Below are 18,373 nucleotides of genomic sequence, written 5' to 3'. Positions count from 1 at the left end.
TTATGTATTACTTACAGTATAAAAAAAGTCCTTTACATTAGCAAAGGACCTTTTCATTGTAACATTATTTAATATTTGCTAACCATTCAGCCATAGCATCGGCTTCCTCTGGTTTAACCATACCGGCTGGCATATTTCCTTTACCATTAACTACAATATCCTTAATCTCGTCTTGGGAATACCTGTCACCAACACCGGTTAAAGCAGGCCCCATTCCCCCTTGGTACGCGTCACCGTGACAGCTGACACAAGAACCTGTGTAAATGTCTTCAGGTGCTCTTACAACCTGTTCTGTTTCAGCTCCGCCTTCTTTTTCCTTGGCAAGCTCATCCATATCCCCGAGGCCTTTGAAAGACAATAAGAACATTAGTCCGATTCCAAATACAAAGATTAGGATGTAAGGAATTACCGGATTTCGATTCATCATATAACCTCCCTTATGTACGTATAGCTGTAAATAAATAGTCTTCTACAAACAACTACTATTTTACTTTAAAAACTTAAGAAGGAAAAGCCCTAAACTTACTTTGTCACGATAATATTTATAAAAAAAACGAAACATGCTGAATTCCATAGGAAATGTCAGCCTGTTTATTCTTCCCTTTTATTCCTTTTAACAACCAAATAATCGTACAATTGTGCAGTTAATACTCATAAAATAAAAAATCTTTTAATTAATTTTAGTTATTTTTGAATATGAATTTCCGACTATCAACATCCAACTTCTCGGGGAATGAGCAAAGGAATACCCTTTCTTACAAAAATGAATTGTGATTAAAATCAAAATGTTTACTTTTACCTATTTGCAAAGTGTAAAACAATTCAGTAAAATAAATACAAATGAGGAAAGTGCTTTCATTTCCAAAACTCAAAAAAATAGTTTACCTCTTAGTTAGAAGTAAACTACTTAATATTATTTAGTTATTTATTCTAAAAAGTCTTTTAGACGCTTACTGCGGCTAGGATGTCTTAATTTACGCAACGCCTTTGCTTCAATTTGGCGGATACGTTCACGGGTAACACCGAAAACCTTTCCTACCTCTTCTAGAGTGCGTGTGCGGCCGTCATCTAACCCAAAGCGTAAACGAAGGACGTTTTCTTCACGATCCGTTAATGTATCAAGGACATCTTCTAGCTGCTCCTTTAATAATTCATAGGCAGCATGCTCTGAGGGTGATGTAGCATCTTGGTCTTCAATGAAATCACCTAAGTGCGAATCATCCTCTTCGCCAATAGGCGTTTCAAGGGAGACAGGCTCTTGAGCAATCTTTAATATTTCTCTAACTTTATCTGGTGTTAAGTCCATATCTTCGCCAATTTCTTCTGGTGTAGGTTCGCGACCTAGGTCCTGAAGTAATTGTCTTTGGACACGGATAAGTTTATTAATGGTTTCAACCATATGAACAGGAATACGAATAGTCCTAGCTTGGTCAGCAATTGCTCTAGTGATAGCTTGACGTATCCACCAGGTAGCATAGGTACTGAACTTAAAGCCTTTTTGATAATCAAATTTTTCAACAGCCTTAATTAATCCCATATTGCCTTCCTGAATAAGATCAAGAAATAGCATACCACGTCCAACATAACGCTTTGCAATACTGACCACGAGCCGGAGGTTTGCTTCAGCTAGTCGTCGCTTCGCTTCTTCGTCACCTTTTTCTATACGAAGTGCCAACTCTTTTTCATCGTCGGCAGAAAGCAAATCAACACGGCCAATCTCTTTTAAATACATACGAACAGGATCATTTATCTTAACTCCAGGTGGAACGCTAAGATCGTTTAAATCAAACTCATCGTCATCCCCTTTTGCTAATTGCTTAGGGTTTGGATCTTCGTCTTCACTTTCACCGACTAATTCAATTCCCTGCTCAGTTAGGGATTCTAAAAAGTCATCCATTTGATCGGATTCTAAATCAAAATTTGCCATTCTTTCCGCAATATCATCATAGGCAAGGACGCCGGTTTTCTTTCCCAGTACCGTTAACTGGTCTTTTACTTGTTCAAAAGTCAATTCGTTCTCGGTCTCTTTTGAACGGGCTGATTTTTCAGCCATATGTCCCCCTCCTTCCAGAATCAAAGACATTAAAAATGGAATCTATAGCGATTTACGCAATTGAATAATTTCATTCCCAATTGCGGCAGCTTTACTAAAATCACTTTGTCGCTCAGCTTCTTTTTGTTCCACTTCTTTTTCTTTTATCTTTAACAATTTTTGATAATTCAACACCTGTTTGATATAATCAGTTAATTCTTGACTGCTTAATTCTTCATTAATCGACATCATCTCAATGTCAGCGACTATTCTTCTAAGATTTTCATCTTGAATATAGGTTAAAAATGCACTAGAATCAGGATTCATATGCTCTTCATAAAAACCAATTAGATATGTTATTATTGCCTGATGTTCATCGATATTAAACGTATTACCCCGTAATAAATCCTGAACCCTATAAGCTGTGTCTCGATTTCTTAACATATGGGCAATTAACCGTCTTTCAGCAGTGTAATGAGCAGGCTTTAATTTCTTATCCTGTTTAACCCTAACACTAGGCTTATTTATTGGTGGTGTTTGACCATGTGACTTCCTTTTTTCTGTGAAGAAAACTTGTTTCAACTGTTGCTGTAAGGCGTCAAGTGAAATGGAAAACTCAGAGGCAAGCTGCCGCAAATAATGATCTTTTTCAACAGCTTTTGTCAATTTACTTATTTCTTTAAGTATTGTTTCGATATAGGCAAGCCGATCTCCTTCTATTTGAAGATTTTTTCCTCTTCGAAAATAAAGAAATTTAAAAGCCATCCATGTATGGCTTGCACCTATGACCTCATTACGAAACTTTTCTGGACCATTCTTTTTTATATATTCATCTGGATCAAGTCCATCAGACATCATAGAAACTTTTATAGAACAGCCCGCATCGATGAGCATATTCCCAGCTCTAAAGGCAGCTTCAATTCCTGCTTTGTCTGAATCAAAACAAATCGTTATCGACTCAGTATTCTGCCGTATTAGAGTAATGTGCTCTTCTGTTAAAGAAGTACCCATTGTGGCGATACCATTTTCCACGCCAGATTTATCAGCAGCAATGACATCAGCAAATCCTTCAAAAAGAACAGCCTGCTGCAATTTTCGAATACTAGGTTTGGCCAGATGAAAATTATATAAAATTTTACTTTTATTAAAGATTACCGTTTCGGGACTATTTAAATATTTGGGCTCATCCGCCCCTAATGATCTCCCCGAAAAAGCAATACAGTTTCCATTGCGGTCAAAAATCGGGAACATAATCCGATCTCGGAATCGATCAAAGTAAGTTCCATCCCGTTCTCGTTTGATAATCAATCCGGCCTTTTCCATTATTTCTGGTAAAAAATCCCTTTTCGCAAGGAATTTGTATACAAAATCCCATGAATTTAATGAATAACCAATTTGAAATTTATCAATCGATTCTCGGGTAAAGCCTCTGTTCAACAAATACTCTAAAGCATGTTGACCGTCTTTCGTATTAACCAATAAATGATGGTAGAATTTACGCAAAAGCTCATGCGCGTCCAGCATTGACTGAAGTTCTGGAGAAACACTCTTACCCTTCCCATTAACTGAGAAGTTTACTTGTAAGTCAACATTAGCCTTTTCAGCTAATTTAACGGCTGCTTCTAGAAATGAAATTCCTTCAAGCTCCATTAAAAATGAGAAAACATTTCCTCCCGCTCCACAGCCAAAGCAATGATAAATTTGTTTATCGGTTGAAACGGAAAATGATGGGGAGTTTTCTCCATGGAAAGGACATAATCCGAAGTAATTTCGCCCTTGTTTTTTCAGTTGAACGTATTCGCTAATAATTTCAACAATATCAACAGACTGACGAATTTGATTAATTTTTTCTTCGGCAATCCGTTCTGCCATGAAAAACATCTCCATTTATACTTATTCTGCAAAGAAATCTAAATTCCTGCATATTTCGACAAAATTTTTGTTAATTCTTTCGTAAATTTTGAACGATCATCAGAATTATAAATTCCAATATCCTGTGTTACAGTAATATCCCCCTTTGCAGTATGATTCATAATGAATAAGTCCGCTGCTTCTTTTCTGGAATCAACTTTCTATGTAGCGTTACCATATGTAGTCGTATTGTTTCCATGTTGATCATAAGAAGCAATAAAATGGAAAAGGTAGAAGCAATTTCGACATTTTCCTCTTTTAACGGGCATGAATCTGCATCGACAAATTTAGTTGAAATCCCATTTGTATAAGTATTAATTCTACATCTCTCAGCATATTCCTTCTTTAAGATGCTAACTTTTTTAGGAAACTCGCTAATTGGCAAGTTCAAAAGACCGGAGCATGAGGGTAGTTGTACTTATACATTCAGAATTTATAAATGTGAAATCTGAATAGCCCAAAAAGACTTATGTCGAATTTTTTTCTTTAGGTTCCCTTGACATCTAACAATAAATAGTTTATTCGTATACATGCAAGTCTAAACCTAAAAGATTCATTTTTATCACAATTTTTTATTATAGTACATTCTTTTCTACATTTCCATACTTTTTTTAGCCTTATATGAAAAACACATAATCTAAGATTATGTGTTAGGACCTTCTTTTATGAAAGTAATTTAGAATAACATTTGCTGTTTCTTCCACGGCTTTATTGGTAACATCAATAACGGGACAATTAATTCTATTTACTATTTTTTCAAAGAAAGTTAATTCATCACGAATTCGTTCAATATTTGCGTAGCTTGCCTGGTCATTTAATCCTAGTGAGATTAACCGTTCACGCCTAATATTATTTAGTTTTTGTGGACTTATTTTTAATCCAAAACATTTTTCAGCGGGCACTTTGTATAATTCCTCTGGAGGGTCCACTTCTGGAACTAGGGGTACATTGGCAACTTTTAAACGTTTTAAAGCTAAATATTGAGACAAAGGAGTTTTTGACGTCCTAGACACTCCAATTAAGACAATATCCGCTTTTAAGATTCCCCTTGGATCTCGTCCATCATCATATTTCACAGCAAACTCAATGGCTTCAACTTTTTTAAAATAGTCTTCATCCAGTTTTCTTACGAGTCCGGGTTCGCAAAGAGGGGCTTTCCCACTGAAAATTTGAATTTGATCCATGATTGGTCCCATTAAGTCAACAGCGTAAATTCCTGCTTCATCCGCTTTTTCCTTCATATAAACTCTCATATCAGGTTTTACAAGAGTAAATGCAATCATAGCGTGGTCCATTGTAACAAGCGAAATTACTTCATCAATATGTTCCTTGTCCTCCACATATGGGAATCTCTTTAATGTCATTCCTGACCCATTAAACTGGCTGATTGCTGCTTTAGTAACTAATTCAGCTGTTTCCCCCACTGAATCAGATACTACATATATGACTGGTGTAATCATTCTTCCTCAACAGCTCCTCTGGTATTACTTTTATTATTTTTCTACGTCCGGGCCATAGGTTTTACGAATCACTCATCACCCAAGGCAACAAATGCTTTTGTGATATTTGTTTTTGTTATTCTGCCGATTACTTCATAACCATTTTCTGACTGCCTTACTACAGGCAACGCGTCAATTTGTTTATCAATTAGTAATTTAGCGACATCGATTAATGAGTCATCCATTTCACACATTGTAATATTAGGCATTCTAGTCATAATGATGTTTATTGGCAGTGCCGTAAGCTCCTGTTTGCCGATACTGGCTCTAAGCAAATCTTTTCTTGATAATACCCCAACTAACAGAGCGTTTTGGTCTACAACAAATAATGTTCCCACATCCTCAAGGAACATTGTACAAATCGCATCATAAACCGAAACATTTTCCCTAACTATGACAGGGATTGAATTATAATCTCGTACAAGTATCTTCTGGAGGTTTTCCGTTAATAGCTGCGTTCCAGATTTCCCTGTATAAAAGTACCCTACACGAGGTCTTGCGTCCAAATATCCAGCCATTGTTAATATGGACAAATCTGGTCTTAATGTTGCTCTTGTTAGGCTTAGCTGTTCAGCGATGCTTTCCCCAGTTATCGGTCCATTATCCTTTACAATTTGAATAATAGTTTCTTGGCGTTTGGTCAGTTCTATTTTTCTCACCACCATATATAATCCATTATGTGAGGTGCGGTATAAACCGCACCTCAAAATTTTTAAAAGTTAAAACAAGATCTTTTCTTGGATGAATGTGACTAGTTCTGCGATTGAGACACGTGTTTGCTCCATTGTGTCACGGTCTCTAATTGTTACCATTTTGTCTTCTTTTGAATCAAAATCAAAAGTGATACAGAAAGGCGTACCAATTTCGTCATGTCTGCGGTACCGTTTTCCGATTGAACCAGCTTCATCATAGTCAACGGAGAAATACTTTGCTAATGTTTCATAGACTTCTCTTGCTTCTTCAGAGAGTTTCTTTGACAATGGAAGAATCGCTGCCTTAAACGGTGCAAGTGCCGGGTGAAAGCGCATGACCGTTCTGGACGTTCCATCTTCGAGCTGCTCTTCGTCATAGGCATCAATTAAAAATGCTAATGTTACCCTGTCTGCCCCTAGAGAAGGCTCGATGCAATAAGGAATATATCTTTCATTTGTCTCTGGATCAATATAGTTAAAATCCTCACCTGAGAATTGCATATGCTGCTTTAAATCATAATCCGTCCGTGAAGCTACACCCCAAAGTTCTCCCCAGCCAAATGGGAATTTATATTCAAAGTCGGTAGTCGCATTACTATAATGTGAAAGTTCATCCTCAGAATGATCACGAAGTCTTAAATTTTCCTTATTCAACCCTAAAGAATGAAGCCATTGTTCTGCGAAGTTCTTCCAATAACCGAACCATTTCAAGTCCTCACCAGGCTTACAGAAAAACTCTAGCTCCATTTGTTCAAACTCACGAGTCCGGAAAGTAAAGTTTCCAGGTGTAATTTCATTACGGAAGCTTTTTCCGATTTGCGCAATCCCAAAAGGTAATTTCTTTCTCATCGTACGCTGAACATTTTTAAAATTAACGAATATCCCTTGTGCTGTTTCAGGACGCAGGAATATTTCATTCGTGCTAGATTCAGTTACCCCTTGAAAGGTTTTAAACATGAGGTTAAATTGGCGAATGCCGGTAAAATCATGACTGCCGCAATCAGGGCAAGCAATATTATGTTCTTTAACAAGCTCTTCCATTTTATCAAACGGAAGTCCATCAACGATCATCTCGACTCCCTTTTCATCAAGAGCATTTTCAATTAACTTATCAGCACGATGTCTGGCTTTACAGTTTTTACAATCAATCATTGGGTCATTAAAGTTACCGATATGCCCAGAAGCCTCCCAAGTCCTTGGATTCATTAAGATGCTTGCATCTAATCCGACATTGTATGGAGACTCTTGAACAAACTTTTTCCACCAAGCTTGTTTAATGTTATTCTTAAATTCAACACCTAATGGTCCATAATCCCATGTATTTGCAAGTCCTCCATAAATTTCGGACCCCGGAAAGATAAATCCTCTGTGCTTTGCATGAGAAACAATTTGCTCCATTGATACTTTCATTTTCTTTACTCCTCTTCGTTTTATAAAAAATTAAAAATAAAAAACTCCCGTCACTATGCTTTTTAAGCATAGGGACGAGAGTTACCCGCGGTTCCACCCTATTTGCTGCATGTTAAAAGCAGCCTCTTTAATGTGTGATGTCACACAAGATATGCTCAAGAACGCCTTCCTTAGGTCCCTATACCCTAGCTCACACCATCCTAGGTTCGCTTTTATAAAGATTGCTAAGTACTCTTTTCCTTCATAGCAACTATTTATTATTAAATCACATATTATCGAAAACTAAAATAAAAGTCAATAAGTCCTATAATTGATCACGAAATTTTTCCATGGATTGGAGGAATTTCTTTGTTTTTAGATAAAGACCCGAGTATTCTTCGTAGTAGGATGAAATAACTGTTTTTAACTCATCTTTTGTTTCCTGTTTTACTGAGATATTTCCTAATCTCGAAAGATCAATAAAATAAAATAATCGTAATAATTTTACAGATGATGGCGATAATTTATAATGGTACGGATCTTTATCTAAACAGCGGTGACAGATAAAGCCGCCTTCACGAATTGAAAATGAAAAAAGTCCGTCTGTGCTGCCGCAAACGGAACATTGATTAAGTATTGGATATAATCCCAATACATTCAGCATTTTCATCTCGTAGATATTCATCAGAATATCTGAATCATACCCTTCGTTCAAATAATTAAGTGTTTGAAAGAGCAGTTCGAAATGAAATGGGTTTGGTTTCTTATCCTCCGTACACTTATCTGTTAATTCTACAATATAACTAGCATAGGCAGTAAGGAAAATATCCTCACCAATACTGCGAAAACTAGTAATCATTTCTCCCTGTTGTACGGTACCTAATCCAGATCCTCTTTGGACTAGAAAGTAACCGTGAGTAAAAAGCTGGGTAATAGAGGAAAGCCGGCTGTTTGGCTTTTTAGCACCTCTTGCCATAACACCGATCTTTCCCCATTCCCTCGTATATAAGGTAATAATTTTATTGGTTTCACCATAATCTGTAGTTCTAATGACGATGCCTTCACACTTTTGGAGCATATATGTCACCATCCCGATACATTAGACAAACTTATGAAACGGGAAAATCCATTTGCGCTAGATCTTCAGTCTGATTTCCGGGTATTTCTTGGTTTTCCTTCTCAAGCTCTTTAAAGAGAAGATATGTGTCAATATTACCTGTCTGTAGGAATACTTTCCACGTAAAATCCATCATCGAAAACCCCACCTTTCATGATATAGACTAGCCTTTTAAAGAATCCCAAACCTTACAATTATCATAGCCTGCCTAAGCAAAAATCATAAGACGAAAATATTGTTAATGTTGTCCATGCATAATTCTATATAAGGGTTAATATTTTAGATAGGGTTAATTAGTTAGGATTAATATTCATCTTCGTTAAAGCCATAATCGCGAAGCTGGGACATTTTATTCCGCCAATCTTTTTGAACTTTAACCCAAAGCTCTAAGAAAACTTTTGACCCTAAAAGATTTTCAATATCCACTCGGGCACGTTTTCCTATTTCCTTCAGCATACTCCCTTGTTTCCCAATAATAATGCCCTTTTGAGAATCTCTCTCCACAATAACAGTAGCCATTACATGAATGATATCCTTACCTCCGTGTTGCCGTTCCATCTTATCTAGAACAACAGCAAGGGAATGAGGAATTTCTTCACGTGTTAAGTGCAGCGCCTTCTCCCGAATTAATTCTGTGATAATAAATCTTTCTGGGTGATCAGTTACCTGATCGGCAGGATAGTACTGCGGTCCTTCAGGTAAATAAACTTTAATTTGTTCTAGTAAACGTTCCACATTATTTCCTTCAAGTGCTGAAATAGGTACAATTTCTTTAAAGGGATACTTTTCTTTATATGATTCAATTAGTGGCAGTAATTCATCTGGGTGTATTTGATCAATTTTATTTATAACAAGGAAGATAGGTGTGTTGATGGTTTCGAACTTTTCAAGAATAAATTCTTCCCCACGTCCAAACCCTTCCTCAGCATTTACCATAAATAGGATTAAATCAACTTCTTTTAATGTGTTTTGTGCAACCTTCATCATAAAATCGCCTAGTTTATGCTTTGGTTTATGAATCCCTGGAGTGTCAATAAAGACCATTTGGGTATCATCTAAGGTTAATACACCCTGAATTTTATTTCGAGTTGTCTGTGGTTTATCGCTCATAATAGCAATTTTCTGACCAATAACTCGATTAAGAAATGTCGACTTACCTACATTTGGACGTCCAATAATTGAAATAAAACCTGATTTATAACCTTTATTATCATTACTTAGCATGTAAATCCTCCGGAGAAAAGGCACCTGGAAGTAACTCAGCTACAGTAATTTCTAAAGTATCACCTTTTAAGTTGGTAAGAACAACCTTCATGTCACTTGGACAAAGTTCCGAGATTACCTGCCGGCATGCCCCGCAAGGTGAGCACGGTCGATCAGTATCAGCCACTACTGCAAGCATTTTAAAGTCTCGATCACCTTCAGAATACGCTTTAAATAATGCAGTACGTTCAGCGCAATTGCACATGCTATAAGCGGCATTTTCAATATTACATCCATGATATACTTTTCCATCTGTTGTTAAAAGGGCCGCTCCTACTTGAAAATTAGAGTAAGGAACATAGGCTTTTTCTCTTGCTTTCTTTGATTCTTCGATTAATTTCTCGGTGTTCAAAGTTCAATCTTCCCTTCCAGCAGTAATTATCTGCCGCTTTCTTTATTTTACCCTAAAAATGTCACAAAATCATCACTTGTAGCGAAAAAGTAATATAAAAATTTGAATTTTCATAAAAATCAGCTAATTCATCTATATTCGGATAAGCTGATAAGTTATTGTACCGAATTCGTAATTCCATTTCAAATCACATCAGAATAACCATCTAAAAAAATAGGGTATAAAGATGATAATCCCAATCGCAACCGCAAAAACAGCATAAATAAAAACAGCTCCTGCAGCTAAATCCTTTGCTTGTTTAGCAAGTGGGTGGTACTCCGCTGTAATCAAATCAACGACACGCTCTATTGCACTATTCATCAATTCTAAGGAGAAAATTCCACCTATTGCTACAATGACAAATAACCATTCCAATTTATTGATTGAAAAAAATATCGAACACCCAATTACCACAATAGAAACCAATAAATGGATGCGCATATTTCTTTCTGTCCTAAGAGCTGTCTGAATCCCCGATAAGGCATAATAAAATGATTTCCATAAAGGAATACGTTTATCTTGTAAGTCCATAATCGTCTAAAATTTCCTTTTGTCTCGAAAACATTTTTTCTTCCTCTGCCTTTTCCATGTGATCATATCCCAGGAGATGGAGAAAACCATGGACAGATAAAAAGCCTAGTTCGCGAATAAAAGAATGCCCATATTCCTTTGCCTGTTCTTCTGCCTTTGGTATAGAAATGATGATATCCCCCAAGACACGCGGGAGCTCCGCCCCTATCAACTGTATTTCTCCTTCACCAAGCTCTTCCATTGCGAAGGAAATAACATCCGTGGGGGCATCTTTATCTCTAAATTCTTGATTAATTTCGTGAATTCTTTCATTGGATACAAATGTAACAGAAACCTCGCTATTGTCTTCAACATTTTCTTTGCCAGCAGCAAAATTTAACAGATTCTCGATTTGTTCCATTTGCTCAGCAGACAGTTGATTTGTTTCGTCCACTAAATCAATCATCAACTTGTTCATACTTGAACCACCTTCTTCGTCATTTCTGGATATTCGATTCTCGAGTGGAAAATTCCCTTTAACGTTTCACAAAACGAGTGGGACACCGTTTCTAATTCTTTTAATGTTAAATCACATTCATTTAGTTGCCCATCCTGAAGCCTGTCTGAAACAATCTTCTTAACGAGCGATTCGATTGTTTCAGGCGTAGGCTGGTTAAGGGATCTAACTGCAGCCTCTACGCTGTCAGCAATACCAACAATAGCTGATTCTTTCGTTTGTGCCTTTGGACCAGGATAACGGTAATCTTCTTCCTTTACCTCTTGTTCGCCTTGTACAGCCTTATGGTAAAAGAACTTCAATAAAGTATTCCCATGATGCTGTTCAGCGATATGGATGATTTCTTTTGGCAGGTTATATTTTTTTAATATTGCTGCCCCATCTGTTACGTGTGAAATAATGATATTTGCACTTTTATCAGGCGGCAGCCGGTCATGCGGGTTTTCACGGTGCATCTGATTTTCTATAAAAAAGTTTGGACGTTTTGTTTTCCCAATATCATGGTAATAACAGCCTACCCTTGCAAGCAGACCATTAGCTCCAATGGCTTCACAGGCTGCTTCCGCTAAATTAGCAACCATAACACTATGGTGATAGGTCCCAGGTGCCTCCATTAAGATTTTCCTCAGAAGTGGATGATTAGGGTTTGAAAGCTCAATCAACTTCATTGTAGAGAGAATTCCGAAGCTGGTTTCAAATAATGGTAATAATCCCATCGTCAAAACAGCGGAACCGATACCTGAAAAAATGGCTGTTAAGATATAATACCCATATTCCAATCCTGAAAATTGTCCATTCGGTAAAAACATAAGTGCCCAAATGGTAAAAAGATTTACTGCTGCTGCAAAGGAACCTGCTTGCAGAATTTTAGAGCGCTGATTTTGGTCACTTAAAAAGAGCAAAGCTGCAAGGGAACTAAACATTATATAAATCCCCACAAAAAAATTTAGCGTTCCAGAAACCCCTTCATTGAATAAAAGACTGCCAAAAATAGAAAAGATAATCGAAGAAAGAATCGCAAGTTTTTCATCAATTAATATCTTAATTAACATCCCGCCCATAGCTGCAGGGAATAAATAGCCAATTCCTGAATAGTTAAAAATTTGAAGCATGCTGACAATTTTCAAAATAAAAAACGTCAGGATAAAAATAATCCCAAACAAGAGCAGGTTGGTATGTTTCTTTTCCGGCTGCTCCTTCAATTGATAGAAATAGTAATAAAGTGACGAAAGAATAATTGAAATTAAGATAAATAAACCAATGAATGGTTTATAAGACTGTTTGTTGTCTAATAATCCTACTAGTTCTAACTGTCGAAATTCTTCCTGACGGATTAATTTACCCTCTTCAATAATAATTTGTCCCTGTAGGATTTTAACGGGCTCAACAGACTCTGCTTGTTGTTTACGCAGCTCTTCTGTTGCCTCTGGATCATAAAATTCATTTTGAATGACTGCATATCTGCCTAATTCTATGGCAGCATTCTTTAAGTCACTATTCAGGGTCGTAAATTTTAACTCTTCTTCCAGGCTTTTTTTTGCATTTTCTACATCATCTGCAGAAATCCGCTTGTTCATAACATTGTTGATGGCTGTTACCGTTAGGTCTTTTGCAATCGCTAATTCATCATCGCTGGCTTGTACAAGTGCAGTAAAAACTCGCTCTGATAGATCCTTGATTACACGATCTGTTAATTTCGCCTTTAGCATGGTTACTTCTTCTTCAATAGTTGGCTGCAGTACATCTATAGGTTCTTCCTCTGCCGCAATCTGTTTTTTCCTTTCATCCTCTATTTCTTCATTTACTTCTGTACCTGAGTCAAATATGGATGAAATCAAATCTACTTGATTGGATGAATATTCTTTTTTTAATGTATATACATCTTGAACTTGGTCTAATGCCTCTTGACGTTTTTTTTCTGTACTAATTTTATCCTCTACCGTTGCTGGGGATCGAATTGTTTTCTCAGCTACTGTTAATAGGCTAATATCGAGTTTTTCAGGCTTTACATTTCCATACATAGAGGTAAATAGAATGATTCCTAAAACAACAAACACTAATACTCTGAAAAAGGTATAATCTAGAAGCTTTTTTATTTGAATTAAGTATTGCTGTATTTTTTTCAACTAACTCCCCCCAAAAGCACCAAAAATAACCGTAGACAAGTATGTAAACACGCTTTATGTAAAATGATAACAGTTTTTCTCTCAAGTTTCACCCTCTAATAAATGATGGGCTATTTTTGCAAGCTATTTGTTAAGAATATATGGCAAAAGGGATAAACCATTAGACGGTTTATCCCTTTATCCTTTGCTTTAGCCTTACAGCGGCTTCTTTTCGTATGCCTCGACAATCCTGCCGACAAGCGGGTGACGAACAACATCGCTTTGATTTAAGAAAACAAAAGAGATTCCATTTACATCTTGCAAGATTTTTTCTGCTGCAATTAGCCCTGACTTTGCACCTTTAGGTAAATCGATTTGCGTTTGGTCACCAGTTATAACCATTTTTGAACCGAAACCAAGCCTTGTCAGGAACATCTTCATTTGAGCATGAGTGGTATTTTGAGCCTCATCTAATATAACAAAGGCATCATCTAATGTCCGGCCCCTCATATAGGCTAACGGCGCAATTTCAATGGTTCCACGTTCTATTAACCTTTGAGTATGTTCGGCACCTAAAACGTCATTCAGTGCATCATATAGAGGTCGTAAATACGGATCGACCTTTTCTTTTAAATCACCAGGTAAAAATCCAAGACTTTCACCAGCTTCTACCGCAGGTCTTGTTAGAATGATTTTATTTACCTGACCATTTTTCAATGCATTTACTGCCATTACCACAGCTAAATACGTTTTGCCGGTACCCGCTGGGCCAATTCCAAATACAAGATCATTTTGTCTGATAGCCATTATATATTGTCTTTGCCCTAGCGTCTTAATTCGAATACTCTTTCCTTTAACATTCTTTGCTATTTCCTCATCATAAAGATTGTCAAAGTAATCAAGTGTGCCTTTTTGAGCCATTTGGATGGCTGACAAAACATCCCTTTGGCTAATGGTTACACCCTTTCTAATAACAAAAATTAGCTTATCTAGAATCTGACTAGCAAGCATCACTCTTTCTTCATCTCCAGAAAGACTGACAGATTCTCCGCGTGTGACAATCGATACTTCAAGCTCTTCTTCGATTATTTTTAAATTTGCATCCGCATTGCCAATCAGGGCAATCGCTTCTGTTGGATTTTCTAATTGTACATTTATTGTTTTTAACTTTACTGTCATTCAGGAGTCTCCTTGGGTATTGGTTGTCCAACCGCAATATTTTCGATAATTTTAAAGTGGATATCTAGGATAACTTTACCATTTTTAAACTCTTTGTGTAAAATTTTTTCATCTTTTATTATAGCTTCCTCATCCAATCCACTTTTTATTTTATTTTTTGCTAAATCAATTGCATTTTTTTCGGCTTCTTGTTCCGTATACGTGCGGTTTGTTTCTTCTCGTGCTCTTAATGTTTCATTTCCAATCGAGATAGGCAGCTCCCATTTTAGGAAATGAATTTTATTCACATTCTTTTCCGCTTCAAATTCCTGAAAATCCGGTTCGCCAAATCCCCAAATAGGGATTTCTAGATTTCCTATGATTAAAGAAAGTTTTTGCTTTTCCTGACCGTTGAATACAAAGAATTTTGTATCTAACGGCAATTCTACATGGCTTTTATACCACGTTTCCCCCCAAACCTCTCCAATTGCTGCAACTTGCTGTGTTTGACCTTCTTTTCCAATTATACCGGATACTAACAATTGTCCAGCTTCAACATGGTCATGTATATCAACCATTTTTTGTCCAGTTTCAACATACATAGAATCAATAACGGCCTTCTTTTTTGCAACCAGATTTCTTGGTGCAAGTTGTTCCGGCTTTTCGGGTTCCTTTTTCTCTACCACTTGAAGATGATAGGTTGTCCCCTTTAATTCCACACCTACCCAAGTAAGGTTACCAACATTATTAGTCAATTTCCTTTGAATCCCTTCTACGTTATCCACAAAAAATTGGACTTTACCAATTTTTACTCCCATCTTGTCCAATTCTTTGCGAATCTGATACTCCGTTGCAGGTTTAGCTCCCTTAATTTCAATTCCCCAAATGACATTCGATAAAAACATAATAATTACGAGGAACAGAATAGCTCCACCAACAAACCCACTATTTTTCAATAATCGCTTAAATAAAAAAGGCATCCCTGCCCTCTTTAAGAATTTGATGGAGCATTCTTTTTCTCTTGCATAATGTCGGATTTTCAAAGCATCACTGAGCCTCATTGTAAAAGTAATCGTTTCAGTCCCATGTCGTTTTACATTCCAAATCATCAGGCCGTTCCTAGTAAGAACATTTAAAAATCTTTCTATTCCTCTTCCCGAGACTTTAACCGTTACTTTGCCAGAAAAAAATTCGATCCATTGGTTTTTCATTTTGCTCCTCCTGGATTTTCATTTATATAAATGACCTGATCAATTTTCCCCTCAAGTAAAATCTCTTCAGGCAATATGGTTTTAATCACGAAAGAATTCCCTTTTATTTGCAATTGACCCTGCTTTAACAACAGACGCAATTCTTTTTCTGTAAAAGTAATCAATCCTCTATGGTTCTCAATGTATATATGGATTTGCCCAATCATCGTAATCCGGGGTAAATCCATCATGACATCTTGAGGAAGATCCATTTTTTGTGCCATCCAGTTCCGGACACGCAGGCCCCATTTTTTTGCCATAAAAAAAGAACCCCCTTTCATCTCATAATATGAAATGAAAGGGGGTTCTAGCACACCTTTTTCTATCGAATAAGAAGGCTTTCAAAATGAATTTTTTAGCTTTTTCTCGGGAAGTATGGCTTTTTCGCTCGTGGTTCACCTAGTATCTCAGCCCAAATAATCCCATTAATAATCGTTTTTTCGTCTGGTTTTTCAAATGGGATGTCGTCAGATACCTCTTCGATTCTGACAACTTTACTTGGCTGCAGCTGCTTTACTTGGCCTTTCGAGACAACTGGATTCTGCTTTATCTCATGATATTTCTCCTCCAAACTCTGCAAATCAGTTGCCTTCTTCGCAGGCTGGCCTGTAGAGATTTGTCCTTTGTTTCTTGGAATGCCCATCATTTGTTGTTCAACCTTTGTACGAAAATCATCAATTCCTTTTGCAGGAAAGGATTTTGTTCTTCTTCCAGAATTACTTTTACCCTTCGCTTTTCCAAAGATTGATGAGAGAATTCCAGCAATAATTAAAAATAAAATGGTTTCCATATCCACCCTCCTTCTTTAGGAAAAATTGGTGGTTTATTTGTCGTCTTTTTTATCACCAGTCATCTTGCCGATAGATCCGCGCATATCTGTATCAGCAGAAATATTTTTATAATTCATATATTCCATGACACTTATATTTCCGGATTTTAATGCTTCTGCCATAGCCAGCGGCACCTCTGCTTCTGCCTCTACAACCTTTGCTCTCATTTCTTCTACTTTTGCCTTCATTTCCTGCTCAGTAGCGACAGCCATCGCCCTGCGCTCTTCTGCTTTTGCCTGAGCAATTTTCTTATCGGCTTCCGCCTGCTCCGTTTGCAGCTCAGCACCAATATTTCTGCCTAAATCAACATCGGCGATATCAATCGAAAGAATTTCAAAAGCGGTACCAGAATCTAATCCTTTTGCTAAGACTGTTTGCGAAATCAGTTCAGGACTCTCGAGCACTTTACTATGGTCGAGCGAGGAGCCAATCGTCGATATGACCCCTTCACCTACACGTGCTACGACAGTATCTTCACCCGCGCCACCAACAAGACGGTCGATATTAGCACGTACGGTAATTCTCGCTTTTGCTTTTACTTCGATTCCGTTCATGGCAACACCTGCGATGAATGGGGTTTCGATTACTTTTGGATTTACACTCATCTGAACAGCTTCTAAGACATCACGCCCTGCAAGGTCAATTGCGGCACAACGTTCGAATGATAACTCAATGTTTGCACGATGTGCAGCGATTAAAGCATTCACCACTCTATCTACATTTCCACCTGCCAGGTAGTGACTTTCGAGCTGATTTGTTGTTACGTTTAATCCTGCCTTATGCGCTTTTATAAGCGGATTGACTACTCTGCTTGGTGTAACCCGTCTAAGTCTCATCCCTACTAATGTAAAGATACTAATTCGAACTCCTGCAGCCAGAGCAGAAACCCAAAGCATTACCGGAACAAAGGATAATAATATTCCAAGAAAAATTAGAGCCACAACGATAATACCAATCATAAATAAAGTTCCACTTGTTAATTCCACAGCACTTACCTCCTTGTTGTCCTTCATTATACTTTCCTAACTACAATACGTACTCCTTCAACCTTAATAACGGTGATTTTTGCATTCTGATCAATGAAGTCGCCTTCAGTCACAACATCAATTCTTTCATTATTTATAACTGCTGTTCCTGATGGCCGTAATACTGTCAATGCAATTCCTTCTTTTCCTACTAAATCTGTACGGTTCACATTAGACACATAGCCATCCTCTTTTTTTGCAGAATCAAATAGTATCATTCGATTAAATAAAACCATTTTCTTGCCTAGGATCTTAATCATAAAAAATAGGACAGCAATTGAAATACAAATAGCAATGAAAATGGATATTCCCATATTCAATGGATTTTCTCCTGCTATGAAAAGACTTGCGATTAATGCTGCCAAACCTAGTGTTCCTGAAATGGCCCCTGGAAGAAAAAATTCTAAGAAAATTAGCATGATTCCTACAGCAAATAACATGATCGTTCCAAAACCAGCAAGACCAGCTTGAAAATGTCCATAAAAGAAAAGAAGTAATGCAAATAAACCTATGAATCCTGATATTCCAAACTTTGACGAAAACAGCTCATAGACAATAGCTGCCCCTGCAATCGTTAATAGCAGTGTTACAACGACTGGGTTTGTTAAAAACTCAACCATATTTATCCTCCCTTCATGTCGACACTATGTATACGTTTTATATCCAAATAAGTTTCAACTTTCC

The 18,373-nt window shown here is 37.0% G+C and carries 19 protein-coding genes, 1 pseudogene and 1 other annotated feature; all 20 genes and pseudogenes read right to left on the bottom strand.

What is annotated here, in order from left to right; genetic code table 11:
* Nucleotides 1-64: 64 nt before the first annotated feature.
* Nucleotides 65-424: a cytochrome c550 gene (gene cccA, locus CHI06_RS03585; protein ID WP_095247057.1), complete on the bottom strand. Its 360-nt coding sequence runs from the start codon at nucleotides 422-424 to the stop codon at nucleotides 65-67.
* Nucleotides 425-925: 501 nt separating this feature from the next.
* Nucleotides 926-2,053: an RNA polymerase sigma factor RpoD gene (gene rpoD / locus CHI06_RS03580; RefSeq protein ID WP_095247056.1), complete on the bottom strand. Its 1,128-nt coding sequence runs from the start codon at nucleotides 2,051-2,053 to the stop codon at nucleotides 926-928.
* Nucleotides 2,054-2,095: 42 nt separating this feature from the next.
* Entirely contained in the window at nucleotides 2,096-3,904 is a 1,809-nt protein-coding gene (gene dnaG / locus CHI06_RS03575) for a DNA primase (RefSeq protein WP_095247055.1), read from the bottom strand.
* Nucleotides 3,905-3,942: 38 nt separating this feature from the next.
* Nucleotides 3,943-4,089 (bottom strand): annotated as a pseudogene (locus CHI06_RS30350) (DUF188 domain-containing protein); the annotation flags it as partial.
* 504 nt (nucleotides 4,090-4,593) lie between these two features.
* Nucleotides 4,594-5,403: a pyruvate, water dikinase regulatory protein gene (locus tag CHI06_RS03565; RefSeq protein WP_095247054.1), complete on the bottom strand. Its 810-nt coding sequence runs from the start codon at nucleotides 5,401-5,403 to the stop codon at nucleotides 4,594-4,596.
* A gap of 68 nt (nucleotides 5,404-5,471) precedes the next feature.
* Nucleotides 5,472-6,107 carry a helix-turn-helix transcriptional regulator gene (locus tag CHI06_RS03560; protein ID WP_165978985.1) on the bottom strand — a complete coding sequence of 212 codons (636 nt, stop codon included), beginning with the start codon at nucleotides 6,105-6,107 and terminating at the stop codon, nucleotides 5,472-5,474.
* Between the two features lie 54 nt (nucleotides 6,108-6,161).
* Nucleotides 6,162-7,544, bottom strand: coding sequence for a glycine--tRNA ligase (locus CHI06_RS03555; RefSeq protein ID WP_095247053.1), 1,383 nt, complete (start codon nucleotides 7,542-7,544; stop codon nucleotides 6,162-6,164).
* 67 nt (nucleotides 7,545-7,611) lie between these two features.
* Nucleotides 7,612-7,798 (bottom strand) — a binding site (T-box leader).
* A gap of 50 nt (nucleotides 7,799-7,848) precedes the next feature.
* Nucleotides 7,849-8,601 carry a DNA repair protein RecO gene (recO, locus tag CHI06_RS03550; protein WP_095247052.1) on the bottom strand — a complete coding sequence of 251 codons (753 nt, stop codon included), beginning with the start codon at nucleotides 8,599-8,601 and terminating at the stop codon, nucleotides 7,849-7,851.
* A gap of 31 nt (nucleotides 8,602-8,632) precedes the next feature.
* Entirely contained in the window at nucleotides 8,633-8,776 is a 144-nt protein-coding gene (locus tag CHI06_RS03545) for a YqzL family protein (protein ID WP_095247051.1), read from the bottom strand.
* 167 nt (nucleotides 8,777-8,943) lie between these two features.
* On the bottom strand, nucleotides 8,944-9,864 hold the full coding sequence (era, locus tag CHI06_RS03540; RefSeq protein ID WP_095247050.1) for a GTPase Era: 921 nt from the start codon (nucleotides 9,862-9,864) through the stop codon (nucleotides 8,944-8,946).
* Entirely contained in the window at nucleotides 9,854-10,255 is a 402-nt protein-coding gene (locus tag CHI06_RS03535; RefSeq protein ID WP_095247049.1) for a cytidine deaminase, read from the bottom strand. Before CHI06_RS03535 ends, era begins: the two co-directional genes overlap by 11 nt.
* Before the next feature lie 192 nt (nucleotides 10,256-10,447).
* Nucleotides 10,448-10,825, bottom strand: coding sequence for a diacylglycerol kinase family protein (locus tag CHI06_RS03530; RefSeq protein WP_095247048.1), 378 nt, complete (start codon nucleotides 10,823-10,825; stop codon nucleotides 10,448-10,450).
* The gene (ybeY, locus tag CHI06_RS03525) at nucleotides 10,809-11,282 is read right to left on the bottom strand and encodes an rRNA maturation RNase YbeY (protein WP_095247047.1); all 474 of its coding nucleotides are present in this window, start codon (nucleotides 11,280-11,282) and stop codon (nucleotides 10,809-10,811) included. The genes CHI06_RS03530 and ybeY overlap by 17 nt, the downstream gene beginning before the upstream one ends.
* Nucleotides 11,279-13,447 carry an HD family phosphohydrolase gene (locus tag CHI06_RS03520; RefSeq protein ID WP_095247046.1) on the bottom strand — a complete coding sequence of 723 codons (2,169 nt, stop codon included), beginning with the start codon at nucleotides 13,445-13,447 and terminating at the stop codon, nucleotides 11,279-11,281. Before CHI06_RS03520 ends, ybeY begins: the two co-directional genes overlap by 4 nt.
* Nucleotides 13,448-13,642: 195 nt before the next feature.
* Nucleotides 13,643-14,605 carry a PhoH family protein gene (locus tag CHI06_RS03515; RefSeq protein ID WP_095247045.1) on the bottom strand — a complete coding sequence of 321 codons (963 nt, stop codon included), beginning with the start codon at nucleotides 14,603-14,605 and terminating at the stop codon, nucleotides 13,643-13,645.
* A complete protein-coding gene (gene yqfD, locus CHI06_RS03510; protein WP_095247044.1) occupies nucleotides 14,602-15,795 on the bottom strand; it encodes a sporulation protein YqfD in 1,194 nt (397 codons plus the stop codon). Before yqfD ends, CHI06_RS03515 begins: the two co-directional genes overlap by 4 nt.
* Complete coding sequence (yqfC, locus tag CHI06_RS03505; protein WP_095247043.1) at nucleotides 15,792-16,094, bottom strand: sporulation protein YqfC; 303 nt, start codon at nucleotides 16,092-16,094, stop codon at nucleotides 15,792-15,794. The genes yqfD and yqfC overlap by 4 nt, the downstream gene beginning before the upstream one ends.
* Before the next feature lie 95 nt (nucleotides 16,095-16,189).
* Nucleotides 16,190-16,624, bottom strand: coding sequence for a hypothetical protein (locus CHI06_RS03500; protein WP_095247042.1), 435 nt, complete (start codon nucleotides 16,622-16,624; stop codon nucleotides 16,190-16,192).
* 33 nt (nucleotides 16,625-16,657) lie between these two features.
* On the bottom strand, nucleotides 16,658-17,623 hold the full coding sequence (gene floA / locus CHI06_RS03495) for a flotillin-like protein FloA (protein ID WP_133367663.1): 966 nt from the start codon (nucleotides 17,621-17,623) through the stop codon (nucleotides 16,658-16,660).
* Nucleotides 17,624-17,676: 53 nt separating this feature from the next.
* Nucleotides 17,677-18,309 (bottom strand): NfeD family protein, encoded by a 633-nt coding sequence (locus CHI06_RS03490; protein ID WP_095247040.1) that lies wholly within the window; start codon nucleotides 18,307-18,309, stop codon nucleotides 17,677-17,679.
* Between the last annotated feature and the right edge of the window lie 64 nt (nucleotides 18,310-18,373).

This window comes from Bacillus sp. 7884-1, from assembly GCF_002272245.1.
Taxonomy (GTDB): domain Bacteria; phylum Bacillota; class Bacilli; order Bacillales; family Cytobacillaceae; genus Neobacillus.
This window is presented reverse-complemented; position numbering and strand designations above follow the sequence as displayed.

Excerpts from the sequence above, each read along its gene's own strand:
- ybeY (WP_095247047.1), bottom strand. The coding sequence starts at position 11,282 with ATGAACAAGTTGATGATTGATTTAGTGGACGAAACAAATCAACTGTCT.
- CHI06_RS03515 (WP_095247045.1), bottom strand. The coding sequence starts at position 14,605 with ATGACAGTAAAGTTAAAAACAATAAATGTACAATTAGAAAATCCAACA.
- era (WP_095247050.1), bottom strand. The coding sequence starts at position 9,864 with ATGCTAAGTAATGATAATAAAGGTTATAAATCAGGTTTTATTTCAATT.
- CHI06_RS03565 (WP_095247054.1), bottom strand. The coding sequence starts at position 5,403 with ATGATTACACCAGTCATATATGTAGTATCTGATTCAGTGGGGGAAACA.
- rpoD (WP_095247056.1), bottom strand. The coding sequence starts at position 2,053 with ATGGCTGAAAAATCAGCCCGTTCAAAAGAGACCGAGAACGAATTGACT.
- recO (WP_095247052.1), bottom strand. The coding sequence starts at position 8,601 with ATGCTCCAAAAGTGTGAAGGCATCGTCATTAGAACTACAGATTATGGT.
- CHI06_RS03490 (WP_095247040.1), bottom strand. The coding sequence starts at position 18,309 with ATGGTTGAGTTTTTAACAAACCCAGTCGTTGTAACACTGCTATTAACG.
- CHI06_RS03530 (WP_095247048.1), bottom strand. The coding sequence starts at position 10,825 with ATGGACTTACAAGATAAACGTATTCCTTTATGGAAATCATTTTATTAT.
- CHI06_RS03500 (WP_095247042.1), bottom strand. The coding sequence starts at position 16,624 with ATGGAAACCATTTTATTTTTAATTATTGCTGGAATTCTCTCATCAATC.
- CHI06_RS03560 (WP_165978985.1), bottom strand. The coding sequence starts at position 6,107 with ATGGTGGTGAGAAAAATAGAACTGACCAAACGCCAAGAAACTATTATT.
- cccA (WP_095247057.1), bottom strand. The coding sequence starts at position 424 with ATGAATCGAAATCCGGTAATTCCTTACATCCTAATCTTTGTATTTGGA.
- yqfD (WP_095247044.1), bottom strand. The coding sequence starts at position 15,795 with ATGAAAAACCAATGGATCGAATTTTTTTCTGGCAAAGTAACGGTTAAA.
- CHI06_RS03545 (WP_095247051.1), bottom strand. The coding sequence starts at position 8,776 with ATGATGGATTTTACGTGGAAAGTATTCCTACAGACAGGTAATATTGAC.
- CHI06_RS03555 (WP_095247053.1), bottom strand. The coding sequence starts at position 7,544 with ATGAAAGTATCAATGGAGCAAATTGTTTCTCATGCAAAGCACAGAGGA.
- floA (WP_133367663.1), bottom strand. The coding sequence starts at position 17,623 with ATGATTGGTATTATCGTTGTGGCTCTAATTTTTCTTGGAATATTATTA.
- dnaG (WP_095247055.1), bottom strand. The coding sequence starts at position 3,904 with ATGGCAGAACGGATTGCCGAAGAAAAAATTAATCAAATTCGTCAGTCT.
- yqfC (WP_095247043.1), bottom strand. The coding sequence starts at position 16,094 with ATGGCAAAAAAATGGGGCCTGCGTGTCCGGAACTGGATGGCACAAAAA.